Below are 25,083 nucleotides of genomic sequence, written 5' to 3' on the forward strand. Positions count from 1 at the left end.
TGCATCGTGGAAAAGGAATGTCTGATGATGAAGTAGTAGAAGAGTTAAAACAGGATTTCCGTCTGGCTCATCTGCTTGGATTTAAAGCACTTCGTACTAAAATCACATGTACAAATGAAATCTGTGATCCGGAACCGGGCTGGCAGAATTACATTGAAAAAGCACTTCCATATGCAGAAAAATATGATGTTCGTATGCAGAATGAAGTACATCATCCGACCACACTTCATACACCGCATATCCGCGATGAATATCTTGATTTTATCCATCGTACAAAAACATCTCATTTTGGCTTTAATATCGACTTTGGTACTTTCCAGTACAAAGCAGCCAAAGGAATGGAAGATATGGCATGGTTAAATTTTGATGACATTACCAAACCGGAAGAAATCGTTGATTTCCTTCCATACAGCTATGTATGCCATGCAAAATTCACTTACATGAACGAGAACTTTGAGGAAGAGACCATTCCGTATCCGGAAGTCATCAAACTGATGGTAGATAACGGATGGAGTGGAGATCTGCTTTCTGAGTATGAAGGCGGTATCCGTTTCCATGCAGAAGAAGGTCCGGACAAATTCGCTCAGGCAATGGTAGAGATTCCGGAACAGGTTCGTCGTCACCAGATCATGCTTCGCAACATTCTGGGATACTAAGAGAAGGAGGATAAGATTATGGTAGAATTTCAGCCAATTCAGCAGCGTGGTTTTCACAATACATATGATGAGAACGGAGAAATCGATGGATTCGAGTTCAAATTCGTTCCGAAATATTATAAAGGATACTGGTTTACACAGTGCCGTTTCGGTAATGTGGTTGTAGACGGTGAAGTATTTGACCGTGATGATCTGATCCTTGTATATGACGGTATTGAGTACAGCAGAGAAGAAATGTTTGATCTGCACAAATACTGGCAGTTCCGTACACCATTAACATATCGTATCAAAAAGAAAGGCGGACTTTCCATCGGATATCATGATGTGAGCCTGCAGTTCGGCTGGGTATTAAATTACAATGGTGCCTTAGAGAAAGAATTTGACGGAAGCGGTATGGGAAATATGGCTCATATGTTTGGCGTTGATAACGAAAGAAGAATGCTTCTGTGTAAGTAAAATATCTGTGAAAAACAGAGAAAAAAAATAAAACAGACGGGGATATCAGCGCAAAGCGGACATTCCTGTCTGTTTTGGGTTCCAGGTATAAATATACGATATGTATGCTGAAATATCAGGTACAGTGTTTTTTTAAAAATTCAGTATGAACTGGAAAAAAGATTCTGAGTTTACATATATACCAGTTACATCAGTAGAAAAGGACAGAGATAGAAGAATGAGAGCAGCATATTTTACAGATTTTATCGATTCGTTGGAAATAGAACAGAAACGTTTGGAAAAAGTAAAGAAGGCATCCGGGACGGATCATCTGGTGGCGGTCATGAGCGGAACTTATCTGCAAAATGGTCAGCCGGCCAGAGAAAACATGGCATCCAGAATGGAAAAAGCCAGACAAGTCGGTGTGGAGCAGATACTGGAATTGCCGTTATATACCTGTCTGTCCAGTGTCGGAATCTATGGTTACAGTGCATCCAATCTGCTTACTAATGCAGAGGATATTGACCTGCTTGTGCTGGAGACAATCGATGCATCTTATGAACAGCTGCTGGAAATCACTTATCTGCTGATACGAAACGAAAAGGATTTTCAGAAACAGCTTACAGCGTATAAAAAAAGCGGTATGACATTTTATCAGGCTCAGGCAAAAGCGATTGGAGACAGAGTGGAGGGCGGAGAACAGATCATGCTGCATCCGAGAAATGTACTGGCAGTGGAATGCATCAAGTCACTGAAATATATGTACAGCAGCGTAAAGACTGTCTGTATCCCGGAGATATCTGAATTTTGGAAAGAACAGGGTTGGGACGAAGAATGGACAGAAAAATTGCGGGAGCGGATCATGCAGCCGGAACAGGTGCTTTCTGACACTTATGGTGGCTATGAACGCAGAAGCCAGACAATGCTGGCAAAGCGTGAGGAATATGCTGATTTTGATCAGTTTGCAGCTTTAATTGCAGCGGAAACACATGAACTGGTGGAAATCCGGAAATATTTTCTGCGTCTGATTTTAAAAATCCGGAAACTGGATGTCATTCACTGGCAGCTGAGAGATTTTTCCGCAGGTGCGCAGTGGACGAAATTGAAATAATAAAGTAAAATAACAGGAGAAGAATGAAGATGAAACGTACAAATAAAGAAGTAGTAGAATATTTTTATGAGCGTGTATTTAATGCAGGAGATTTTTCTGAACTGGATGATCTGATGTGGGATGATTACAAACAGCACTCCCCGGAAGTTGCAGATGGTAAGGAAGGATTCATTGAATTTTTCAAGGAATTCCTTCAGGGACATCCGAAGACAACAACGATCCAGTGTCTGGAAGACGGAGATCTGGTATGTATGTTCTTCAAATGTGAGATGGACGGTGGTGTCGTTGTCAAAGTATTTGATCTGTATCGTCTGAGAGACGGAAAACTGGCAGAACACTGGGATTGCACCATGCGTGTGGACAACATGGAATGCAATAATCCAAACGGACAGTTCTAAGTCAGTACTGCAATTTCAGAAGAAGCAGCACGTATAGGGAGTCTGTTTTCACAGGGAGTCGTGTGTTGGACAGTACACATTTCCAGGTGAGCATGTTGAGAATATTCTTGAAATCTTTATAAGCAGAGGCAGAAGGATGCAGAAAAAATGGATACAGATAGCGCTTTTTGACAGTAAAAACAGGCAGACACAGGAAGCGGATGAGCCGCAGATCCTGTTTGTTCTGCAGGGGGAGGCAGAACTGACTCTGGGACATACTGTGAAAGCATATCGAGCAGAAGAATTTCATATGGTGAATGTACTGCAGCGATATGAACTGCGTATGAAACAGCCGGGGGGTGTATGCCGGATCAGCCTGAATACGGAAAAAATCCGGGAACTGGTGAATCTGAGTCAGTGGGAGTTTCAATGTGACAGTTCAATGCGAGACGCAGCGGAAATACGGAGGATTTTGCAGAAAATCTGCAGCCTGTATTTTAAAATGGAACATACGGAAGTCAACAGCCAGGATCTGCCTCAGGCGGAAGAAGCGTATCTGCAGGCGTTGTTTTATGAATTGCTTCATCTGTTGCTGCAACGTCATATGCGTCGCCGGGAAGAGGCTGATGAAGCATCCACAGATGAGGTAAGACTTGCTTACATCCGGTCTTCTCTGAAAAGTTCTTACGCACAGGAAATTACGCTGGCAGAACTGGCGGAGCAGCTTCACTGTACTCCGGCCTATCTGTCAAAATATATTAAACGCAAGCTTGGAAAAAATTTTCGGGAACTTCTGAATGAGGAACGTGTCAGACATAGTGCGGAAGATATGCTGAAAACAGACAAGACGCTGATGCGTATTGCCATGGAGCATGGATTTCCGACCACAGCGGCATTTCAAAAAGCCTTTAAGTCATACTATCACATGCTTCCATCAGAATATCGGAAAGAAAAACGGCAGGAGACGGGAAAGGAAGATAGCGGATCAGCGCCGGTATCTGCCGATATCAGGCAATTGCTGTCAGATCAGTCTCTGGCAGGAGAAGAAGAGGAAACGCCGATCCGCCTGCTGAAAGCGGATGCCACTCAGGGACATATCTTCAGGATACACTGGAATCGGATGATCAATGCCGGTGGAGCGAAGGACCTGCTTCGGGCAGATATGCAGCAGCATCTGACTTATCTGCAGCAACAGCTAGGATTTTCCTATGTGCGCTTTTGGGATATTTATGATTCGGAATTGTATCTGTTTGGAACGAACCGGGAAAATTATAACTTTTCGAAACTGGACAGTGTCATTGATTTTCTGCTGAACCATCAGATGAAACCTTATATGGAACTTGGATTTAAACCACAGGTTTTACTGCGTGACATCGGAGATTATCTGATTACGGAACTGAGACAGAATATCTTTGACTCCTGTGTGAAATATGGTGCATTCCTGGATCAGATGATCCGGCACTTTGTGAGCAGATACGGGTTGAATGAGATAGAAAGCTGGTATTTTGAACTGTGGAAACCGCCGCAGGATTCTATGGAGGAATATCTGAAATGGTTTGAAACCATATGCCGTGCATTGCGTGGTGTTGCACCGGATTGTAAAATCGGAGGTGGAGGGTTGAACCGTAATCAGGGACAGACCTTTCGTACGATCGTGGCGGTCTGGAAAGAAAGCCGCTTCCGGCCGGATTTCATATCGTTGTACAGTTATCCGTATCAGCACGAACGCGTTTCTTATGAAAATGGGACAGAGCATACGATCAAAGATACAGATGCCTATTCCCAGCGTTTTTCCAGAGATCCGGATTACCTGAGAAATTATCTGGAACTGGCGGAAGAGATACTGGAAGAATATGGAATGTCTGAGGTAAAGCTGCATGTGACAGAATGGAATTTTACGGTATCCAATCGCAGTTACATCAATGACGGTCGATTCAAAGGTGCTTATGTGATCAAAAATCTGATGGACAGCATTGGCAAGTGCGAAATTCTTGGCTACTGGCTGGCTTCGGATCTGTTTTCGGAATACTTTGATACTGAGAAGCTGCTGACCGGAGGTGTCGGCCTGCTGACCAGAAACGGAATCTGTAAGCCTGCATTTTACGGAATTTCTTTTATGAACCGGCTTGGGTCTGTCATGCTGGGACAGAGCGAAAATATGCTGGTGACAACAGATGGGCATGACAGTTATTATATTGTCTGTCAGAATTGTCAGTATCCGGATTACCGATACTATATCAGTTCCCAGAGTACGATTGGTCCCCAGGATGTGAAATCCTATTTTCCCGGTACGAAATTGCAGGTTTCTATCCGTATCCGTGGAGTGAAAAACGGTACCTATATACTGAAACGCCGCGCGATCCGGGAAGGTTGCGGAAGTGTGCTGGATGAATGGCAGCAGATGGGATACACGGATGCATTAAGCACCCGGGATATTCAGTATCTCAAGCAGATCTGTGTGCCGAGAATCACGATGGAGACCTGTGTGGTGCAGAATCACTGTCTGAATCTGGATTATGAATTAGAAGTCAATGAAATCATGCATCTGCATGTGATCTATGATCTGAGCAAAAGCTGATCATATGACAGAAGGAGCGGTTGTTACGGCAAAAATGATATATATTAAAATTGCATGGACAATGAAATGTTCCGTCACAAAAGGATAAAAAACAAATAAAAGAGGAAAAAGAGAGCAGATATCGAGATAGATTTTGCTCTCTTTTTATGTAAAAATAATGACAGCACAGCAGATTAATCAGTGCATGACAGTAAAATCGTGATGTTGGTCTGATTGACGAAGCAAATGATATGTTTTGCATGTGAATCTGTCTGCTGGGAAGAAGAAACCTGAGAAAATAAAGAACAGGAGGACATGGGACAATGAGTAGCAAAAAGGGGACTCCAAGAAGAGGAATCTGTCTGTACAGTTATCATAATCTTCTTGGTAAATCAATGACACTGGATGATATTTTCGAGGAAATGGCTGATACAGGAGCAACCTGTTTCGAATTTCTGACAAGTTATATTCCGAATTATCCGAATCCGTCACCGGAATGGGTAGATCATTACTGGAGACTGTGCGAGAAATACAATATGCAGCCGTCCGAACTGGGACACTGGGCTGAGAATCATCTGCATCGTGGAAAAGGAATGTCTGATGATGAAGTAGTAGAAGAGTTAAAGCAGGATTTCCGTCTGGCTCATCTGCTTGGATTTAAAGCACTTCGTACCAAGATCACATGTACAAATGAAATCTGTGATCCGGAACCGGGCTGGCAGAATTACATTGAAAAAGCACTTCCATATGCAGAAAAATATGATGTTCGTATGCAGAATGAAGTACATCATCCGACCACACTTCATACACCGCATATCCGCGATGAATATCTTGATTTTATCCATCGTACAAAAACATCTCATTTTGGCTTTAATATCGACTTTGGTACTTTCCAGTACAAAGCAGCCAAAGGAATGGAAGATATGGCATGGTCAAATTTTGATGACATTACCAAACCGGAAGAAATCGTTGATTTCCTTCCATACAGCTATGTATGCCATGCAAAATTTACAAATGTAAATGAGAATTTTGAAGAAGAGTCCATTCCATATCCGGAAATTATCAAACTGATGGTGGATAACGGATGGAGCGGAGATCTGCTTTCCGAATATGAAGGTGCGATCCGGTTCCATGCAGAGGAAAGCCCTGAGAAGTTCGGACAGGCCATGGTAGAGATTCCAGAGCAGGTGCGTCGTCATCAGATTATGCTCCGCAATATTCTGGGATACTAAGAGAAGGAGGAAACAGTTATGGTAGAATTTCAGCCAATTCAGCAGCGTGGATTTCATAATACATATGATGAAAGCGGAGAAATTGATGGATTTGAGTTTAAATTTGTTCCGAAATATTATAAGGGCTACTGGTTTACCCAGTGCCGTTTTGGAAATGTAACAGTGGACGGAGAAGTATTTGACCGGGATGATTTGATCCTGGTATACGATGGCATTGAGTACAGCAGAGAAGAAATGTTTGACCTGAAGAAGTACTGGCAGTTCCGTACACCATTAACATACCGTATCAAAAAGAAAGGCGGACTCTCCATCGGATATCATGATGTAAGCCTGCAGTTTGGATGGGTATTAAATTACAATGGCGCCTTAGAGAAAGAGTATGACGGCAGCGGTATGGGAAATATGGCGCATATGTTTGGTGTTGATAATGAACGCAGAATGCTTCTGTGCAGATAGAACGGATTTCAAAGCGTATAAAAAAACGGGAGCACTGTTCTGTATGCGCGAAAAATCATGTGCTGATGCGTAAATGTCTTGGACGCCCGGAGGAGATTGCATAAAATAATAAAAAAATGCCAGTTCCAATTTTTATGGAGCTGGCAATTTTTTATGGATTTTACAATACAGAGAAATCCTCCTGGGTATGGAATTTTGCATACATCATCTGTTGTATGACACATATCTCGCAGCAGGAATGCCGGGGCATTCTTGAATCAGAGAGAGATTTATTCACCGATATGAAGGTATGATTTCTTCAGCTCAGCCAGATTTTCTGTGCGTTTCTGAGTCATGGCACCATGTGCAATCTCATTTCTGTGCTCTAATTTGCCACCGTAGTTCATTCTGGAACGAAGCTGTTCTTCTTCGGAAAATGTATAGGTTGCTTTACCGTCTACCATCTCGATTTTTCCGTTGATACCGCAGATGGCACATTCTACCAGGTCAGTACCAGGTGTCACGCGAACCATGCTCTGGTGACAGACCGGACATGCATAATTGTCAGCACCACGCCATTTTGTACGCTCTTCATCTGTCTGAGCAGCCAGTGCATCGATAATATTCTGAGCCATCTTGTCCATACGCTCCATCTGAGCCGGAACGCCAAGAACGTGATCCACAGCCATTGCACCATAGTATACATGAGTATCAATGACATCGACACCTGCAGACATCATGGATTCATACATAATCGGAATGGTCATGATGGTCCAGTTCTCTGTCATAGCACCGCCAACGCCAACCAGTGCGCCCACACGCGGTTTGAATACACGTTCGTCCGGAAGCAGTTCATTGCCCTGAGCGATACGCTCTTTTTTTGCCTCTGTCAGGAATGCCAGATCGTGGGATGGACCGAAACGGTCGCAGAATGTCTTGAAGGTACCACTTGGAGATGTCTCGTATACCGGAGAACCAATGATGACAGCGTCTGCATCATAGTAAGCATCCTCTACAAGATGGAAATCATCTTTGAATACACAGGCACCGTTTGTTCTGCCTGACATGATTCCTACGACACATCCGCAGCAACCGATACATGGTTTGATCTCAAGGTCATCCGGTCTCATAAATTTGATCTCATGACCGGCTTCTTCACATTTTTTCAATACTTCTTTTAACATTACGTCAGTGTTGGACATCTTACGTCCAAAAGAGAGTGCAAGTACTTTTGCCATTGTAAAAATCCTCCTGAATGATGGATGAATGCTCAGAAGTTTATAAGATATGTCTGTAAAAATCTGAGTGTATATCCTGATAAAATCTGTAAGTTTCTGTTCATTTCTGTATCCTTATGATACATGGAAATTACAAAGAAAGATATGGATAATTGAAATCAAGGATATGGACAAAACGAATGTAAAATGTAATCAGCATCGTGTTTTTGCAATGAGGTTATTGACGGAAGTCCCCAAAAGGAGAAGCGTGGATAAAATGTATAACATCAAAATATGACTGACATATTTTGATACTTCTTAGAGTGAATCACAGAATCGATAAAAACAGGTCAGAATCCGTTATGAAAAAGGCATGGCCTGTTATTTTTTGTACACTTCTTTCATGACATAATAAATACAACAGAAAGCAACACAGCAAAGGCTTAAAACATTATGGTAAATGGAAGGAGAAATGAAAAATGGCAACAGCAAAAGCAATACCATTGAGACTGAATTTTGTGGATGTAGTATGTGATGATTCTCTGAAACATCTGTATGTAAACGGAAAAAAAGCAGGCTGTCAGTTTGATGTGAGACTCAGCTATTACAGAGGACATTTCCTCTCAGTTATTGACAGACTGGAAGTTGAAATTGACGGAGAAAAGATTTCGCAGGAAGCAATCAGTTTCTGCCTGAGAGACGAAGAGTACGGCATTGCACAGCTTCACGATCTGGTTTCTGTATTCTGGCCGATTGCAGAACCGGCTACGATCAAAGTGTTGAAAAAGGGCGGATTTACGGCAGGTGAGCATGATATCAATTTTATTCTGTATTTCAGAAGTCCATATATGATAGTTGGTCCGGATTTGTATATGCCAATCGACAGCTGCGGAAGAAAAGTACTGACATTAGCTGAAATTTAGGAGGAGAACAAGATGAGCAAGATAAAATTAGGTGTTACATTATATTCGTTTTCCACAGAGTACTGCAAAGGAATCATGACGTTGGAAGACTGCATTCGCACGGCGAAAGAACTTGGCGCAGAGGGATTCGAAATTGTTTCAACCCAGATGATACCATCTTATCCGTTTATCAGTGATAAGTTTCTGGGAGAATTTCAGGCAATCTGCAGAGCTTATGATATGGAAGCGATCTGTTATGGAGCCAATATGGACTGCGGACTTCGTGGAGATCGCAGACTGAACGATGATGAAATGCTGGATATGGCGATCAGAGATCTGAAAAATGCACATAAAATGGGATGTAAAGTAATTCGCGAGCAGTTCCTGATCGGACCGGAAAACCTGGTGCGGCTGGCACCTTATGCGGAGGAATACGACATCAAGGTCGGCATCGAGATTCATAATCCGGATTCTCCAATTACGCCTGCAATTCAGGAATTTCGTCAGGCCATCAGCGAAAGCGGTTCAAAATACATTGGTTTCGTACCGGATTTTGGATGTTTCGCTACCAAGCCGAACAAACCAAACTGGGATCAGGCCCTGGCAAAAGGTGCAGATGTCAAATTGTTGGAGATGGCACGGGATATGAAATATGAAGAAGTACCTTATGAGAAAGCAATAGAGCAGCTGAAGGCAGCCGGTGGAAAAGAAGCAGAGTTGTATTGTATGCAGGATATGTACAACTTTATGAAATTCCAGAAAGATATCAGCAAAGAGTTACAGGGGCTTCGTGAAATTCTGCCCTATTGTTTCCATATGCATGGCAAATATCATTATGTATATGAAAATCTGGAAGAATCAGCGATTCCATATGGAGACATTCTGGATGTAGTGAAAAATTCAGATTATGATGGTTATATTGTTTCTGAATATGAGGAGTATAATTCAGATCATTCCATTGAGATGCTGCGCCGCCATCTGAAGATGATGAAAAATTTAATAAAATAAACAAATGGTTTCATTCAGAACAGAAATATGTCAGCAAAATCATTTGTCAGATGCACAATCGCCCCGATCGCAGAAACGGTCCGGGCGATTTGCTTTTATGCCTGAAATTTTGTCACAGAAGTGCAGATATGGTACAATAAAAACATGAGTGAGATGATCGGAACAATGTCCGGAAAAATCAGGGGGGGGAACGGGAAAAGTGACAGAATTAAAATATATGTATTCTATGATGCAGGTTCGAATTGACAGATCCGGAGAATGTGCATATTGTGATGAAATTCAGATACTGTTGGTTCTGGATGGAAAAATGACGATGAACCTGAATGGGAAAAGAATGGAATTATTGTCGGATGATCTGGTTTTTTTGAATATTGGTGACAGATATTCTTTTTCCTGCAGCAAAAATATCTTTTTTGTCAGTGTTACCTATCCAGGGGAACAGCTGGCAGAGTGTGCGGAAAAACAGCTGGTACTGGTTTCGGACCCGATGTCTCAGGAACCGGAAAGATGTAATGAAATCAAAAGTATGCTGCAGTCTATGCTGACGAATTACTGGAAACTGGAACAGAAGATGGAGCGGGCCTCAATTTTGCTGACAGAAATAAAAGCACAGTATTATCAGTTACTGGAATTTTTGATGCAGCACTACAGATGCAGTGATCTGTCTGGCAGAGCAAATTCGCAGAATGAGGATGTACGGATGCATCAGATCAGTCTGTATGTGCATCATAATTATGCAAAAGCGGTCAGTCTGAAGGAACTGGCCGGACAGCTGTATCTGTCAGAGGGATATCTGTCACGGTATGTGAGACAGAAATTTGGAATGAAATTTTCGGATTATGTGAAAAAAATCCGTCTGTCACATGCGAGGGAAGATTTACAGCATACAGAAAACAGCATTACGCAGATTATCTATGAAAGCGGTTTCTCCAGCCCGGGATTTTTCTACCGGGAATTTAAAAAGAAATATGGAATGTCACCGATGGAATATCGGGAACAGCGTGTGTCTGCTGCAGGGACAGAAGAAAACAGGCAGGAAAAGGCAGCGCGTCTGGAGCAATATATCAGACCGTCTGTGAGGGAGCAGAACAGATCCGACCACACATCCAGAAGCATACATGTTTCTGTGGAGCAGCTACAGAAAAATAGCAGACAGACGCAGACGATGATCAATATAGGTCGTGCAGCAGATCTGCTTGACCGTGAGATGCAGGAGCATTTGCGTATTTTACAGAGAAAATGTCAGTTTGATTATGTCCGTATCTGGGATATTTTTTCCAGAGACCTGATGATTGATATTGCGCATGTGCAGGGAGCGTATAATTTCCGTAAACTGGATCAGGTGCTGGATCTGATACTGGAATTACATATGATCCCATTTCTTGATCTGGATAAAAAAGAACAACGTGTCAATGCTGATGTCAATGATACAATGATATATGAAAAAGGAACGGTTATGTTTGACAGTCTGGAGGCGTGGCAGAGACTGTGGTCATCTGTGCTGACACACTGGCTGGAACGTTATGGAAGAGAATGTCTGGAAAAATGGAAAGTGGAAGTGTGGTATGGTGGTTATCAGATCAGTGGATGTTCCGTACAGGAGAGCTTTTTTCAGATTTTTGCTGAGACCGGAAGACTGATGAAGAAAAAAATACCGGGCATGCAATTGGGAGGTCCCGGGATATTTCCGGGATGTATGTCAGACCAGACGGAAAATCACTTTTTCCGGCAATGGGCGGCACAGGATATGATCCGGCCTGATTTTATATCAATGATGGAATATGATTATGTGGTGAATGAACCTGAAAATCGTCCAGCGGATGGAACCGGAATGGAACGGATGGAAGAACAGAACGGATTCCGTCAGAAAAGCACCAATCCTTCTGTACTTTCGGATCGGATAAAACGTCTGAGAGATTGGATGCAACAGTCTGGATTTGAACAGGCAGAAATCTGCATCAGCGAATGGAATAAGACCGTATCAGACCGGTGCAGTCTGTCAGATTCCTGCTATCAGGGAGCTTATGTACTGAAAAATCTGTGTGATATTCGAGGTATGGTTGATGTGATCGGATATCAGAGTGGAACTGATATGATGTCGGAATTTTATGATTCTAATGCATTTTTATTTGGCGGAAAAGGCATTCTGACCAGAGATAAAATTATGAAACCGGCCGGAGTGGCTTTCCAGTTTATGAAAGAATTGTATGAGACTGCTGATCTTGGAAATGAGCATGGGATGATTACAACGGATGGAAAGGGAAACTGGGCAATCGCATGTCACAATATGAGACCACTGAGTCAGTTTTATTACTATTCAGCAGAAAATCAGATAAATAAGGAAACGGTCAGAAAATGTTTTGCTGATCAGAACAGGAAACAGTTGCAGATCTGTCTGGAAGGTGTACAGGATGCGACCTGTCAGATCCGGATCTTGCGGGTGAATGATAAATCCGGAAGTATCATGCAATTGTGGGAGCAACTGGATTTTGCAAAAAATCTGTCAAATGAGGATATGGAATATCTGCAACGATGCTGTCAGCCCAAGGTGGAACGTTTTCATCAGAATACAGAGAAAAATGGTCTGCAGTTTACGCTGGAACTGGAACCAAATGAAATTGCACTGATACAGATCAGGAGTATGTTGACGCACAGACAGGCTCTATGATATGATAGCACAAGATTAGAAAATATGTTCGATAGTGAGACAGGCATGCGAAAAAGAATCTGTTATGCGTTGCATGACGCGCATTTGACAGCAAAATGTTATGGCATTTTTGCATTACAGAAAAAGATGTGCGTGTCTGAAAGTCAGGTGGGAGGCAGCATGGACAAATATGATTTGCTGAATGCACAGCAGCAGGAAGCGGTTTTTCAGACGGAAGGACCGGTGCTGGTACTGGCGGGAGCCGGTTCCGGCAAGACAAGGGTTCTGACGCACAGAACGGCTTATCTGATAGAAGAAAAAGGTGTGAATCCATATCATATTATGGCAATTACATTTACGAATAAAGCAGCAGCGGAGATGCGGGAACGAATTGATGATCTGGTGGGATTTGGCTCGGAGAGTATCTGGGTGTCCACATTTCATTCCAGTTGTGTGCGGATCCTGCGCAGATACATTGATCGTCTGGGATATGACAACCGTTTTACGATTTATGATGCAGATGATCAGAAAACGGTGATGAAAGAGGTATGCAAGCGTCTGCAGATTGATACGAAGAAGACGAAAGAGCGGGCACTTTTAAATGTGATTTCATCGGCAAAAAATGAGCTGATTTCGCCGGAAGAATTTACTCTGCGAGCAGCAGGTGATTATGCCAAGCAGAAACAGGCACAGGTATACCGGGAATATCAGCAGACGCTGAAGAAAAATAATGCCCTTGATTTTGATGATCTGATCATGAAATGCGTGGAATTATTTAAAAATGATCCGGAAGTACTGGATTCTTATCAGGAGCGTCTGCGTTATATTATGGTGGATGAGTATCAGGATACGAATACGGCTCAGTTTGAGCTGGTGCGCTTACTTGCATCCAAATACCGCAACCTCTGTGTGGTGGGTGACGATGATCAGTCTATTTATAAATTCCGGGGAGCTAACATTCATAATATTTTAAATTTTGAGCAGTATTTCCCGGATGCGAAAGTCATCAAACTGGAGGAAAATTACCGTTCCACCCAGAATATTCTGGATGCAGCCAATGCCGTGATCAGAAATAATGTGGGAAGAAAAGCAAAAGCGCTCTGGACCCAGCAGGATGCCGGTGACAAAATCGAATGTAAAGATTTTGATACCGCTTATGATGAGGCGGAATATATCGCTCACAGCATCAATTCCTTTGTGCGGAAGGGTGTTTTTTCCTATGGAGACAGTGCAGTTCTGTATCGTACCAATGCACAGTCCCGACTTCTGGAGGAGCGTTTTGTACGGGAAAATATTCCCTACAAGATTGTCGGTGGTGTCAACTTCTATGCCCGAAAGGAAATCAAAGACCTGCTCAGTTATCTGAAAACCATTGATAATGCGCAGGATGATCTGGCGGTAAAACGAATCATTAATGTGCCAAAGCGTGGCATTGGCGCAACGACAATTACAAAAGTACAGGATTATGCAGATGAAAACGGCATGAGCTTTTATGCGGCATTAAAACAGGCGGAGGATATTCCGAAACTGAGCAAAGCAACGGCGGCAAAGATCCGGCCATTTGTAACATTTATTCAGACACTGCGCAGCAAACTTCCATATATCAGCCTGGAGCAGCTGATGGATGAAATTATAGAAGATACCGGTTATGTGGCAGAACTGGATGCGGAGGGCACGGATGAGGCCAGAGCCCGTATCGAGAATATTGATGAGTTGATCAGTAAGATTGTTGCCTATGAGGAAAATGAAGAGCATCCGATGCTGAGTGGATTTCTGGAAGAAGTGGCACTGATCGCGGATATTGATAATCTGGAAGAAGGCAGTGATTATGTGGTATTGATGACACTGCACAGTGCAAAAGGTCTGGAATTCCCGAATGTCTATCTGGCTGGGATGGAGGATGGACTGTTCCCGAGCTATATGACGATCACATCTGACGATCCGACGGAAGTGGAAGAGGAGCGCCGTCTGTGTTATGTGGGAATCACAAGAGCCAGAGAACATCTGACACTGACAAGTGCCCGGGTGCGTATGACCAGGGGAGAGACGCAGTATCATAAAGTGTCCCGTTTTGTAAAGGAGATACCCAAGAGTCTGCTTCAGGGACAGGTGCGTGAGGATCGTCCACGGAAGGAAGAACCGATCAAGGATCTCGGTGCCGTGAAGCAGAATTTTGCCAGAAAACCGTATGGCAGCACTGCAGGTACATCAAAACCGGCGGGAGGAATGTCTTATTTTCAGTCTTACGGTCTGGGACAGAAAAAACCGCAGCAGTTTGGCGGAGGAACAAACCTCGGCAAACTGGCCTATGCAGAAGGTGACCGGGTGCGTCATGGAAAATTTGGTGAGGGCATTGTCAGACAGATTGTATCCGGTGGCAGAGACTATGAAGTTACCGTAGATTTTGATGATTTTGGTACCAAGAAAATGTTCGCATCGTTTGCAAAATTGCAGAAGGTATGATATACTTTACTATAACAATGAGCGGTATGAAGTGAGACAAAATTATGGTAATATATGACATATTGTACAGGTGAAACGGTCGATAATTACATACTGCGAGAGGGAAGCATCATATATGTATTAGAAGGAGTGAATGACATGAATAATGATTTAATCAGTATTGCAAAATTAAACGAGTTATTTTCCAAGAAGATCGACGAGGAAAGAAAGACAAAATTACTTTGGATTCTTGCCATCGTTGGAGCAGTTGCAGCTGTAGTTGTAGCAGCACATTATATTTACAAGTTCTTTGCTCCTGATTACATGGATGATTTTGAAGATGAATTTGAAGACGAGTTCGAAGATGACTTCTTCGATGATGAGGATGATGAATACGAAGAGGAAGACTAAGACTAAGCATTGATGCTGATTGGTACATAGAATGGGAGATACCCCCCCGCTTCTGCAGGCGGTGAGCAGCAAACCCTGTAATCTTTGTATCGACATGTAATTCGTATTGGAACGCCCACTCACAGATGCGAGTGGGCGTTTTTTAGATGATGAATTTATTGATAACATATTGGCAGATAATGTGATTGGTGCTTGCATGAAAGTGTATTTTCTATTATAAATTTTATATAGAAGTTGCTTTGAGATAGAACTCTAATTTGATAATAAATAGACGAAAACGAGTGAGGAAAAAAGATTGAAAAAAGGACAGATGTGCGAAGGCATTGTAGAAAAAGTGAAATTTCCAAATAAAGGAATTGTAAAAGTAGAAGACAGTGAAGTGACGGTAAAAAACACGCTTCCGGGACAGAACGTTTCGTTTGTGATCAACAAGAAGCGAAAAGGAAAGGCAGAAGGTCGTCTGCTGGAAATATTGGAAAAATCTGAACTGGAGCAGGAACAGGCAAACTGCCCGCATTACGGAGTCTGTGGGGGATGTAATTATCAGACATTGCCTTATGAAGAACAGTTGAAATTAAAAGCCGGACAGGTACTGGAATTGATGAAAGTGGTGGTGCCGAATGCCGAAGATATTTTTGAAGGAATCCGTAAAAGTCCGCGTCAGTTCGGCTATCGTAACAAAATGGAATATACTTTTGGAGATGAAGTCAAAGATGGTCCGCTGGCACTTGGTATGCATAAACGCGGCAGTTTTTATGATATTGTGACGGTAGATGGATGCAAGATCGTGGATGATGATTACCGTAAGATTCTGGCTGCGACTGTGGAATACTTCAGAGAGCGGGAGATTCCGTTTTACCATCGCATGCGTCATGAAGGCTATCTGCGTCATCTGCTTGTGCGAAAGGCAGTAAAGACAGAAGAGATTCTGATTGATCTGATTACGACGACACAGGAAATCAGCACAGGAGAGAGCGGTATAGAAGAAAATACATTGTTGAATGGATGGAAAGAGCAGCTTCTGAGCCTGGAACTGGATGGCAGTATTGCCGGCATTTTGCATACAAAAAATGACAGTGTGGCAGATGCAGTGAAAAACGAAGGTACTGAGATTTTGTATGGTCAGGACTTTTTCTATGAAGAATTACTGGTACTGAAATTCCGGATTTCTCCGTTCTCCTTTTTCCAGACCAACTCTCTGGGCGCAGAGGTTCTGTATCAGACTGCCCGTGAATATATCGGGGACAGCCTGGATGAAAAAGCAGACAAGATTGTATACGATCTGTACAGCGGAACCGGAACGATTGCACAGATTCTGGCTCCGGCAGCAAAACATGTGATCGGCGTGGAAATTGTAGAAGAAGCAGTGGAAGCGGCGAAAGAAAATGCACAGTTAAATCAGCTGGATAACTGCGATTTTATCGCCGGGGATGTATTGAAAGTGCTGGATTCCATCGAGGAAAAACCGGACTTTATAGTTCTGGATCCACCTCGTGAGGGAATTCATCCGAAAGCTCTGGAAAAAATTATCCGATATGGCGTAGATCGTATGATCTACATTTCCTGTAAACCGACCAGCCTGCAGCGGGATCTCGAGATTTTGCAGGCACAGGGATATCAAGTAGAGCGGATCTGCTGCATCGATATGTTCCCTGGAACTGTGCACGTCGAGACGGTTTGTTTGCTGTCAAGAAAAGATAAATAAAGGCTGATAAGTGGCGTATTTCCGGACTTTTTGTAAGGTTAGTATCATCAGGGAAGCCTTGCGGAAAGCTCGGTTTTCTTGTATGGAAACATATCTACTTTTTAGTCTGACTGGAGAAAAAGTGGATGGTCGGAAAATAGCGGTAGGGTTTAGGCTGTGGATTAGATGTCATAGGTTGTGGCACTGGAATTGCTATCAGAGCCGACCGCAGTTTAAGCCACTCGATATTAAGCGACAGACTTGGCAGTGGAATAGATGATGTGGAAGGAGGCAGTATTGTCTATGAAAGAAAACTTAGTTCATAGCAGTTTGGACTTCTTAAAAGTACTTGAAAAGTTTACGCTTGAAAGTAAGCTGTTAGCTTGTCAACAGTTTTCAAGCAGGATAATGACCTGCTCTCAAGTGGATATGGTCAAGGCTTATAAAGAAAACATAATGCCTTGGGAGATCGAAGCGTTTGCTGCATATTCTATTGTATATGATAACGATGATGCCTCGGAGAAACTTGATGGTAAAACATTCGCTGACACCATCACTCTTATTAGAAATTATTGGCATAGTGGCTTAACTGCGGCTGAAGAGAGCGGTGAGTACCCTGAAGCCTTTATGATGATATCTGCATTACAGCAATTCCCTGTGCAAGGAGTGTTTCTACAGAAGCTATATAGATATCATTATTTCTTTACCTTTCAAAATGACAAATTAGATATGAAAAAAGTGTTCTTTGATAAGATGGGAGCCGATTATGAACGATTAGAGGAGTTTGCTTTTATGGTATTTCTCGGATTTAGTAAAGAAGCTCAAGATGTGATTCCACCGACTGAATTACAAATTTTTTTAACAAAAGCTTTTGCTGACAAAGATGCTTTACGTTTGTTATCTATTGAAAAAGAAGAATACAAAAAACAGTTATTTTCACTGTATAAAGATAATATAATTGACCAGTATTATGGATTAAAAATCCAGTATCTGTATCCGTTTATATCTGGGCAGGACTTCACCTACGTTCCATCACCATATCTAGTGATTAATGCGGTAACGGAATCAATGTTAAATCGCATAACTTTGGGTGATGGTAAGCTTCGTAGAGCAATAGGCAAAGAAGTAATTGAAGGCTATTTGTATGATATTGTTTCGCAACTTGATTCAGTTACATGGGTTTCGCCGGAGATAGAATATCGAAAAGGAAAAGACAAGTTGCTGACCTCAGATGTCATTGCAGCAGAAGGCGATGCAGTTATTTTTTATGATACAAAAGCAATTACACCTAGCTTAAAGCTTAGAAAATTTGATGCTGCTGAGATAGAAAATGATGTAAGGATTTATGCTGAAGACGTAATTCAGATTTATAATCAGGTTAAAAATTATCTGCAGGGATTATTTCAGTTGGACAAGGTATATTCAAAAGACAATATATATGGTATTGTGGTCGTGTTAGAGGACGCTGTAGTTTCTAGAAAAAAAGTCTATGAAAAAGTGTACGCACTTCTTGAAGAAACAGCTACTTTATCTGAAGAGGAGAAGAATTACATATGTAGCCATATCAAGGTTCTTCCTCTTAGAGCTATTGAATGCATGATTTTACAGAACACTAGTTTATTACCTGAATTAAAAGAACAGCTTGATAAACCGGAAAAATGGTATGATTACACATACACAAATGCAACAGTTGAAAACGGACTCATTTCAACATACGCACAATATGAACAGAATATAAAAGAAAGAATAAATAAACAAACATAAAAATAACCCTCCCGGCCATCACGGTCAGGAGGGTTTCGTGCGTCTATGGAACTCATGCATCTACATCAATGCTGACGCCAGATTTCAATTCAATTGTGATGTGGTCATCCCAGATGGTTATCTGTTTGATCCAGCGTCGCACCAGCGATTCGTCAAATTCGGTGAGGTGGATAGTCTGCTGTGCAAGATAATCCTGCAGGTCATTGATTCGCTTTATCTGCTCGTCTCTTGCGGCAGTATCGACGGTGGTTTGCTGGCGGAGTTCTCGAAGCCTGAATATTTCATCAGCAATTTCGTCATAGGCTTCTTTGCTCTGGGCTTTCTGGATAAGCTCCTGCTGTAAGGCCATCAGCTTCTCGTCGATGTTCTCAACGGAAGTTGCCTGCGAAGCTCGAATGGCTGAGGCAATGTTGAGCTGTAGTTGTGCTTGATAGCTGCTTTTGTCTCCAAGCATCTGGTTGATGGAACATTGTTTTTCAGTGTGATTCTGTTTGTGGTGAGTCCACTTGTTGGGAGTGTATTAACAAGAATAGTTGTAGTTAAAAATAAAGTGCAAATTCTGCTCGAACGGTACGCCTATTCTGAAATCAGCGGTACATTCATTCTGATTTAGCGGTATGCGTTTTCTGCTCAAAGCGGTACGTTTTTCCTTTCCTGGACTAATCGGTGTGTTCTGGCATCACGTTCTTTTTTGCGATTTCTTGCTTCGGCTTCTTCTTGGCGGTGTCCTGCCTGTAAAAGTGCTTTTTCTTCTGGTGTCATGATTCTTTTATCTGCCATATCTGGCACCTCCTTTTTATGCCCGTATCCGGGCAGTTTTGGTTTTAAAATCTTTTGGTTTGGTACTATGGTTTTAGATAACTGACAGTGGCATATTTCTGGTAATAAATGAGGAAAGAGAGTAGTACCACTGTCAGTGAAAAATAATCATTCTCTTGTTTCCAGATAAGGATCAGCCTGTGTGCGGTAGTAGCGGTCAAAATAATCTACCAGTGCAAGAGAGATTACCTGACTGTAAGATTTAAAATCCTGCCTGTCCATCGTCTGTAAATATTCCCAGGCTCTCCGCTGCTGTTCTTTGTCCAGATTAAAGCGCAGGTTTGTGTTGCGGATATTGTTCTGCATGGTTTATCCCCTCCTTTTTTCGTATTGATTGATTCAGCAGGTCGTACCGGTGTGGTACTGCTCTGCTGTGGGATAAGCATACGAAAATCGGAGGAAAAAGGCATTGAGGGGAAATTGAGCTGGAATTGAGAAAAAATAAACTTTTTATTGATAAATAAGTTTAGATACTAACTCTTTTGTCGTTTTGGTTGTTAATTATATTAAAAGTAGAAATATTTTGATAATGAAAGTGTGGGAGAGAAAATGAACAAAAGAAGATACAGCAATCGTAGAAGAAAGAATATTTTACGAGTATTCATTCTTTTAATGGCTATCATAATAACCGTTGTAATGTGGAGAACAATAAAAATCGATGTGCAGGTTGGAGAATTAACATTACCGAAAATTTTGCAGTCAGAAAAGTCCTTTGCAGACACTTCGGGTGAATGGAATCTTATTTTGGTCAATCGAAATCATTATATTCCAAATAATTATCAAGTAGAATTGACAGAATTATCGAATGGTAAAAAAGTAGATTCACGGATTTATCCAGAATTACAACAAATGTTTAATGATGCAAGAGCTGAGGGGCTGGCACTGTTTGTTAGAGAAGGATATCGAACAACAGAAGAACAACAAAAAATTATGGACGAGAAAATCAATGAATATGAAAAACAAGGATATTCTGCGAAAGAAGCAAAAAAAAGAGCCGAGAAATATGTTGCAATTCCCGATACAAGCGAACACCAATTAGGACTGAGTGTTGATATTAATGCGGATACTGACAAATGTTCTTCTGAAAAAGTATATCAATGGTTAGACGAAAATGCATATAAATATGGGTTTGTAAAACGTTACCCGGAAGATAAAACGGATATAACAGGAATTAGTAATGAACCATGGCATTACCGTTATGTTGGAACGACTGTCATTAAAATAATGAAAGAAGAAAATTTATGTTTGGAAGAATATTTAGAAAAATATAAATAAAAACAAAAGAAAATCCTAACTTTTTTTATAGTAGGATTGTTATATTTTTTAGAAAACAGAGGGAGGCAAATTTGCGAATGGAATACAAAACTGATTCTTTGTTAGTACATCTAGCAAGAGCAGGAGATGAAGATGCGTGTGAAAAACTGGTCAAAAAATATTACTCAAGTATATATCAATATTGTTTGCTACATATCAATGATCCATATGAGGCAGAGGATTTGACACAAGAAGTGTTTACACGTTTCTTTTCCAATTTATATAGATATAAAGAATATGGAAAAGTTAAGAATTATCTTTATACAATTGCCGGAAATACCGTTAAAAATTATTACAAAAAGAAAAAAGATATTCCATCAGAGGAACTGCTAAAATCAGAGGACAGTAGTAAAAATCATGTAGAAGAGCTAGGAGTCCGATTAACTATTGAACAGGCAGTGAGAAAGTTACCGGAAGAAATTAGAGAAACGGCAGTTTTATATTTTTTTCAAGAATTGAAGCAAAGAGAAATTGCAGAATTACTTCACATAAAACTTTCGCTTGTAAAATATCGAATTGGAAGAGCAAAAGAACTTTTGATGAAAGAGTTGGAGGTGAAAAACTATGATGAAATATAAGCAACAAATAAAGGAATATAAAGAGGAGATTGAAAAAAAATATGTAATGATTGAAGCAGAAAACAGAACAGTAAAAGCATGTCAGAATATTCTGTCAGAGTCAATTTTATCGAAACAATCGCATAGAACATCTTATTTTGAATTTTTGTATGAGCAGACAAAATTCATAAAAAAAAGATGGTGGATTTTACAAGGTTGTATTCTTATGTGTCTATGGATATGGTTGAGTAATTATACGTCAGACATAAAAGATATGATGAGGATTATGGGAATATCTGCCACAATATTTGTGGTTCTGATTGTCCCGGAAATTTGGAAAAACAGAAGAAATGGTGCGATTGAAATTGAGCAGGCGTCTTATTATACACTGCGTCAGATTTGTACAGCAAGAATGTTAATGTTTGGAGTAGTGGATCTGGTGATCGTTATGGTGTTTTTGGCAATTACATATCAAACAACAATACTCTCGTTAAGTGATTTGGTGGTTAATTTTTTGCTTCCGGTAAATGTTTCATGTTGTATATGTTTTCGTGTATTGTACAGCAGATGGGAAAAATCAGAATATATAGCAGTGCTTTCCTGTCTGGTATGGGTTGGTTTATGGATGATGATTGTTGCAAATGATGTTATTTATCAGAAAATTGTAACTCCGGTATGGGTGGCTATGCTGATATTGACTTTTGTATATTTTGTTTTTTGTGTTCAGAAGTCATTGGTATTTGATGAAAAAATTTTGGAGGATTACACGTATGAAATTAGAATTTAAAAATGTAACAAAACAATACGGAGAAGTAAATGCTGTTAATAAAGTGAATTGTGTTATGGAAAAAGGAATTTATGGACTGCTTGGAGTAAATGGAGCAGGAAAGACCACATTAATGCGTATGCTTTGTACGATTGTTCAACCATCAGAAGGACAAATATTATGGAATGGTAAAGATATATGGAAACTAGGAGGTGAATATCGAGAAGTTCTGGGATATTTACCACAGGATTTTGGATATTATCCAGATTTGACCGTATATGATTATATGATGTACATTTCTTCTATAAAAGGGTTAAAAATGCCGTTTGCCAGAAAAAAAGTGAAGCAATTATTAAATCAAGTAGGAATGGAAAAATTCAGTAAAAGAAAAATGAAGAATTTGTCTGGAGGAATGGTTAGACGTGTAGGAATAGCACAGGCGATGTTAAACGATCCGCAAATTCTTGTCCTGGACGAACCTACCGCTGGATTAGACCCGAATGAAAGAATACGTTTTCGTAATTTGATTAGTGAATTGTCGGAAGAACGTTTGGTGCTCTTGTCTACACATATTGTATCGGATATTGAGTACATTGCGAATAACATTATGTTAATGAAAGATGGAGAACTTTTTTATGCAGGTACTGCGGAAGATTTAGTATCTTCTATGAAAGAAAAGGTATGGCAATGTAATGTTTCGAGAAGTATGATAGACAAATATATGAATGAATATTTGGTTGGAAATATAAAAACAACAAAAACCGGAGCAGAGCTTAGAATTATTTCAATAGAAAAGCCAACAGAAGATGCTGTGGCTGTAGAAAAAAATCTGGAAGATGCATTTCTATTTTATTTTGGAGAAAAATCGGAGGAAAAACAAGATGCTTAAATTAGAATTGAAACGAATTTTTTCAAAGAAAATTAATGTATTTGCAATCGGATTGGCATTGATACTTGCTGTCATTTTTAGCGGATTTGCAGTTACAAGCAATCGCTATGTGGATGAGAATGGAAATGCTAGTACTGGAATTATGGCAACAAGAAAACTTACAGATAACAGACGAGCATGGAAGGGTACATTGACAGAAGATGAACTTGGAAAAGTTATAGAACAAAATAAAAATGCGATGACACAATCCTCAGAGGAAGAAAATGCAATTTACGGAACGACATTGCAACCGATAGATGAGATTAGGGGATTTATAATATCGGTATTAACACCGGATGCAGAATACGATGAAAGTGTTCTGAACCAAATTACAGAAGAAAATGTGCAAGAGTTCTATGACACTTATCATAAAAATATGAAAAAGATGGCAGAAGAATATGGAAAGACTTCTGTACAGAAAAAATACTTGGAAAAGAAATATAATGAAATAAAATTACCAGTAGAATACGAATCTTATAGTTCATGGGATACTATGATTATGTATGTAGAAACGTATTCTATTATTCTGGCAATCATAGTTGGTTTTATTTGTGCTGGAATATTTGCAGATGATTTTCAGACAAAAGCAGATGCAGTATTTTTCTCTACAAAGTATGGACGTACAAAAGCTGTTAAAACAAAAATACTGGCAGGAATAGCTACGACAGTTATGATTTATTGTATGGGAATTATATTACTTAGTGTGATTTGTTTTGGAATTATGGGAACCAGTGGTATGAATACACCTTATCAAATGTATCAGGCATATAGTATTTACATTATGTCATATGGACAATACTATTTGTTGACAGTTGTATGTGGATTTATAGCCAGTATGCTGGCGGCTGTAGTGTCTATGTTAGTAGCGGCTAAAATGCATACAATTAGTGTCGCTGTTTGCATTCCGTTCTTTTTATATTGCTTATTGCCATTTATAGGACGGGCACTTTCTGGGTATACAACGCTTTTCAATTTGATACCAACAATTTTGACAAATGTACAGGCAAGTGTAAAAGTCCCACTTATTTATCAGATTGGGAATTGTGTATTTCGACAAATTCCGCTTGTAATGGTAATGTATACAGTGATGGCAATAGCCTTACTGCCTTTTATTTATAAGAGTTTTCGCAGATACGGAAATAAGTAAAAATTGTATTCATACTCATGAAAAACAAAGTAAGTAAAATATTTTATGGAAAAATCAAAGCATAATTTAAAGATTTACGGCGGGCAAGTTGCCCGCCGTAAATTGTACTTATTTTGTTAAAAGACCGGATTGGTGAGGTTTCTGTTTGTTATTGAGTCACGTCCTTCCTGAAAATGGGTACAAAAAAACTGCTGTAAAATGTTCGGTTTTTACAACAGTCTGTTTCGTGTTTAATTCAATTTTGGGTGTAACTACCTAAGGCAAATTGCAGCAAAGACAGTAGGAAAGGTCAAGGTATTCCAACGGAAAACCGAAGAAAAATCGAAAGAGGGTTAGGGATATTTCCCTATGGAAATTTAACCACACAGACGATAGGAAAGTGTGGGGGATTTCGCCTGTGTCATGACACAGGCAGTGCTTGCTATTTTTGATTAGTTAAAGATTTTTAACTTTTCCGATTTTAAAATAATACCGATCAATAATATCCTGCAATGTAATGGATTTCATTTTTTCATCTACCATATTTTGAATTTCATGATAGAAGTCCCCAATAGCGAATTGAATGTTGATACCGATTCCACAATCCGGATTGGTATCTGTGTCCAGGTGAAGCAGCGGCTTATCGCCCTCTACAGCTCGGTAGATGTCATACATATTGATTTTATCTGCCGATT

General features: G+C 40.6%; 23 protein-coding genes and 1 pseudogene. 19 read left to right on the forward strand and 5 right to left on the reverse strand.

Annotation, left to right across the window (positions count from 1 at the left end):
• The 7 genes from LG34_RS10930 to LG34_RS10960 all read left to right on the forward strand — a co-directional run.
• A partial coding sequence (locus tag LG34_RS10930) for a sugar phosphate isomerase/epimerase family protein (RefSeq protein ID WP_109216076.1) occupies positions 1 to 656 on the forward strand: 656 nt, incomplete at its 5' end.
• Between the two features lie 18 nt (positions 657 to 674).
• On the forward strand, positions 675 to 1,112 hold the full coding sequence (locus tag LG34_RS10935; protein WP_109216077.1) for a C-glycoside deglycosidase beta subunit domain-containing protein: 438 nt from the start codon (positions 675 to 677) through the stop codon (positions 1,110 to 1,112).
• A 217-nt stretch (positions 1,113 to 1,329) separates the two neighbouring features.
• Entirely contained in the window at positions 1,330 to 2,202 is an 873-nt protein-coding gene (locus LG34_RS10940) for a nucleotidyltransferase family protein (protein ID WP_181369350.1), read from the forward strand.
• A 29-nt stretch (positions 2,203 to 2,231) separates the two neighbouring features.
• Positions 2,232 to 2,600, forward strand: a complete 369-nt coding sequence (locus LG34_RS10945; RefSeq protein ID WP_109216079.1) for a nuclear transport factor 2 family protein — start codon at positions 2,232 to 2,234, stop codon at positions 2,598 to 2,600.
• A 136-nt stretch (positions 2,601 to 2,736) separates the two neighbouring features.
• Positions 2,737 to 5,157, forward strand: a complete 2,421-nt coding sequence (locus LG34_RS10950) for a GH39 family glycosyl hydrolase (protein ID WP_109216080.1) — start codon at positions 2,737 to 2,739, stop codon at positions 5,155 to 5,157.
• A 302-nt stretch (positions 5,158 to 5,459) separates the two neighbouring features.
• Complete coding sequence (locus LG34_RS10955) at positions 5,460 to 6,368, forward strand: sugar phosphate isomerase/epimerase family protein (protein ID WP_109216081.1); 909 nt, start codon at positions 5,460 to 5,462, stop codon at positions 6,366 to 6,368.
• 18 nt (positions 6,369 to 6,386) lie between these two features.
• Positions 6,387 to 6,824 (forward strand): C-glycoside deglycosidase beta subunit domain-containing protein, encoded by a 438-nt coding sequence (locus LG34_RS10960; RefSeq protein ID WP_109216082.1) that lies wholly within the window; start codon positions 6,387 to 6,389, stop codon positions 6,822 to 6,824.
• Between the two features lie 269 nt (positions 6,825 to 7,093).
• Here the strand turns inward: LG34_RS10960 and LG34_RS10965 are convergent, their stop codons facing one another.
• Positions 7,094 to 8,041: a flavodoxin family protein gene (locus tag LG34_RS10965; protein ID WP_109216083.1), complete on the reverse strand. Its 948-nt coding sequence runs from the start codon at positions 8,039 to 8,041 to the stop codon at positions 7,094 to 7,096.
• A 458-nt stretch (positions 8,042 to 8,499) separates the two neighbouring features.
• Between LG34_RS10965 and LG34_RS10970 the strand changes: the two genes are divergently transcribed.
• The 7 genes from LG34_RS10970 to LG34_RS11000 all read left to right on the forward strand — a co-directional run bounded on the left by LG34_RS10970 (position 8,500) and on the right by LG34_RS11000 (position 18,878).
• Positions 8,500 to 8,943: a C-glycoside deglycosidase beta subunit domain-containing protein gene (locus tag LG34_RS10970; protein ID WP_109216084.1), complete on the forward strand. Its 444-nt coding sequence runs from the start codon at positions 8,500 to 8,502 to the stop codon at positions 8,941 to 8,943.
• A gap of 12 nt (positions 8,944 to 8,955) precedes the next feature.
• Entirely contained in the window at positions 8,956 to 9,930 is a 975-nt protein-coding gene (locus LG34_RS10975; protein WP_109216085.1) for a sugar phosphate isomerase/epimerase family protein, read from the forward strand.
• A 199-nt stretch (positions 9,931 to 10,129) separates the two neighbouring features.
• Positions 10,130 to 12,598 carry a GH39 family glycosyl hydrolase gene (locus LG34_RS10980; RefSeq protein WP_109216086.1) on the forward strand — a complete coding sequence of 823 codons (2,469 nt, stop codon included), beginning with the start codon at positions 10,130 to 10,132 and terminating at the stop codon, positions 12,596 to 12,598.
• 159 nt (positions 12,599 to 12,757) lie between these two features.
• Positions 12,758 to 15,040, forward strand: a complete 2,283-nt coding sequence (gene pcrA / locus LG34_RS10985; RefSeq protein ID WP_109216094.1) for a DNA helicase PcrA — start codon at positions 12,758 to 12,760, stop codon at positions 15,038 to 15,040.
• Positions 15,041 to 15,178: 138 nt separating this feature from the next.
• The gene (locus LG34_RS10990) at positions 15,179 to 15,430 is read left to right on the forward strand and encodes a hypothetical protein (protein WP_109216087.1); all 252 of its coding nucleotides are present in this window, start codon (positions 15,179 to 15,181) and stop codon (positions 15,428 to 15,430) included.
• A gap of 295 nt (positions 15,431 to 15,725) precedes the next feature.
• Complete coding sequence (rlmD, locus tag LG34_RS10995; protein WP_109216088.1) at positions 15,726 to 17,135, forward strand: 23S rRNA (uracil(1939)-C(5))-methyltransferase RlmD; 1,410 nt, start codon at positions 15,726 to 15,728, stop codon at positions 17,133 to 17,135.
• Positions 17,136 to 17,417: 282 nt separating this feature from the next.
• Positions 17,418 to 18,878, forward strand: a complete 1,461-nt coding sequence (locus LG34_RS11000; RefSeq protein ID WP_109216089.1) for a hypothetical protein — start codon at positions 17,418 to 17,420, stop codon at positions 18,876 to 18,878.
• 52 nt (positions 18,879 to 18,930) lie between these two features.
• Here LG34_RS11000 and LG34_RS11005 read toward each other — a convergent pair whose 3' ends face one another.
• The 3 genes and pseudogenes from LG34_RS11005 to LG34_RS11015 all read right to left on the reverse strand — a co-directional run.
• Complete coding sequence (locus LG34_RS11005; protein WP_109216090.1) at positions 18,931 to 19,332, reverse strand: hypothetical protein; 402 nt, start codon at positions 19,330 to 19,332, stop codon at positions 18,931 to 18,933.
• 176 nt (positions 19,333 to 19,508) lie between these two features.
• Complete coding sequence (locus LG34_RS11010) at positions 19,509 to 19,658, reverse strand: hypothetical protein (protein ID WP_431602613.1); 150 nt, start codon at positions 19,656 to 19,658, stop codon at positions 19,509 to 19,511.
• Between the two features lie 150 nt (positions 19,659 to 19,808).
• Positions 19,809 to 20,003 (reverse strand): annotated as a pseudogene (locus tag LG34_RS11015) (adenylate cyclase); the annotation flags it as partial.
• A 243-nt stretch (positions 20,004 to 20,246) separates the two neighbouring features.
• Between LG34_RS11015 and LG34_RS11025 the strand changes: the two are divergent.
• The 5 genes from LG34_RS11025 to LG34_RS11045 all read left to right on the forward strand — a co-directional run bounded on the left by LG34_RS11025 (position 20,247) and on the right by LG34_RS11045 (position 24,409).
• Entirely contained in the window at positions 20,247 to 20,972 is a 726-nt protein-coding gene (locus LG34_RS11025; protein ID WP_242979884.1) for a M15 family metallopeptidase, read from the forward strand.
• A 77-nt stretch (positions 20,973 to 21,049) separates the two neighbouring features.
• The gene (locus LG34_RS11030; protein WP_109216091.1) at positions 21,050 to 21,589 is read left to right on the forward strand and encodes an RNA polymerase sigma factor; all 540 of its coding nucleotides are present in this window, start codon (positions 21,050 to 21,052) and stop codon (positions 21,587 to 21,589) included.
• Complete coding sequence (locus LG34_RS11035; RefSeq protein ID WP_109216092.1) at positions 21,576 to 22,355, forward strand: hypothetical protein; 780 nt, start codon at positions 21,576 to 21,578, stop codon at positions 22,353 to 22,355. The genes LG34_RS11030 and LG34_RS11035 overlap by 14 nt, the downstream gene beginning before the upstream one ends.
• Entirely contained in the window at positions 22,339 to 23,223 is an 885-nt protein-coding gene (locus LG34_RS11040) for an ABC transporter ATP-binding protein (protein WP_005338319.1), read from the forward strand. The genes LG34_RS11035 and LG34_RS11040 overlap by 17 nt, the downstream gene beginning before the upstream one ends.
• The gene (locus LG34_RS11045; RefSeq protein WP_109216093.1) at positions 23,216 to 24,409 is read left to right on the forward strand and encodes an ABC transporter permease; all 1,194 of its coding nucleotides are present in this window, start codon (positions 23,216 to 23,218) and stop codon (positions 24,407 to 24,409) included. The genes LG34_RS11040 and LG34_RS11045 overlap by 8 nt, the downstream gene beginning before the upstream one ends.
• A gap of 435 nt (positions 24,410 to 24,844) precedes the next feature.
• On the opposite strand, the gene LG34_RS11050 is transcribed toward LG34_RS11045, so the two are convergent.
• Positions 24,845 to 25,083 (reverse strand): Rrf2 family transcriptional regulator (locus tag LG34_RS11050; protein ID WP_242979885.1); only part of this gene is annotated, 239 nt, incomplete at its 5' end.

This window comes from Eubacterium ramulus (genome assembly GCF_003122485.1).
GTDB lineage: Bacteria > Bacillota > Clostridia > Lachnospirales > Lachnospiraceae > Eubacterium_I > Eubacterium_I ramulus_A.

Coding starts and splice junctions, on each gene's coding strand:
- LG34_RS10965 (WP_109216083.1), bottom strand. CDS start 8,041: ATGGCAAAAGTACTTGCACTCTCTTTTGGACGTAAGATGTCCAACACT.
- LG34_RS10975 (WP_109216085.1), top strand. CDS start 8,956: ATGAGCAAGATAAAATTAGGTGTTACATTATATTCGTTTTCCACAGAG.
- LG34_RS11010 (WP_431602613.1), bottom strand. CDS start 19,658: ATGGCAGATAAAAGAATCATGACACCAGAAGAAAAAGCACTTTTACAG.
- LG34_RS10970 (WP_109216084.1), top strand. CDS start 8,500: ATGGCAACAGCAAAAGCAATACCATTGAGACTGAATTTTGTGGATGTA.
- LG34_RS11000 (WP_109216089.1), top strand. CDS start 17,418: ATGAAAGAAAACTTAGTTCATAGCAGTTTGGACTTCTTAAAAGTACTT.
- LG34_RS11045 (WP_109216093.1), top strand. CDS start 23,216: ATGCTTAAATTAGAATTGAAACGAATTTTTTCAAAGAAAATTAATGTA.
- LG34_RS10955 (WP_109216081.1), top strand. CDS start 5,460: ATGAGTAGCAAAAAGGGGACTCCAAGAAGAGGAATCTGTCTGTACAGT.
- LG34_RS11005 (WP_109216090.1), bottom strand. CDS start 19,332: ATGCTTGGAGACAAAAGCAGCTATCAAGCACAACTACAGCTCAACATT.
- LG34_RS11040 (WP_005338319.1), top strand. CDS start 22,339: ATGAAATTAGAATTTAAAAATGTAACAAAACAATACGGAGAAGTAAAT.
- LG34_RS10940 (WP_181369350.1), top strand. CDS start 1,330: ATGAGAGCAGCATATTTTACAGATTTTATCGATTCGTTGGAAATAGAA.
- LG34_RS11030 (WP_109216091.1), top strand. CDS start 21,050: ATGGAATACAAAACTGATTCTTTGTTAGTACATCTAGCAAGAGCAGGA.
- LG34_RS10945 (WP_109216079.1), top strand. CDS start 2,232: ATGAAACGTACAAATAAAGAAGTAGTAGAATATTTTTATGAGCGTGTA.
- LG34_RS11025 (WP_242979884.1), top strand. CDS start 20,247: ATGAACAAAAGAAGATACAGCAATCGTAGAAGAAAGAATATTTTACGA.
- LG34_RS10935 (WP_109216077.1), top strand. CDS start 675: ATGGTAGAATTTCAGCCAATTCAGCAGCGTGGTTTTCACAATACATAT.
- LG34_RS11035 (WP_109216092.1), top strand. CDS start 21,576: ATGATGAAATATAAGCAACAAATAAAGGAATATAAAGAGGAGATTGAA.
- LG34_RS10960 (WP_109216082.1), top strand. CDS start 6,387: ATGGTAGAATTTCAGCCAATTCAGCAGCGTGGATTTCATAATACATAT.
- pcrA (WP_109216094.1), top strand. CDS start 12,758: ATGGACAAATATGATTTGCTGAATGCACAGCAGCAGGAAGCGGTTTTT.
- LG34_RS10950 (WP_109216080.1), top strand. CDS start 2,737: ATGCAGAAAAAATGGATACAGATAGCGCTTTTTGACAGTAAAAACAGG.
- LG34_RS10990 (WP_109216087.1), top strand. CDS start 15,179: ATGAATAATGATTTAATCAGTATTGCAAAATTAAACGAGTTATTTTCC.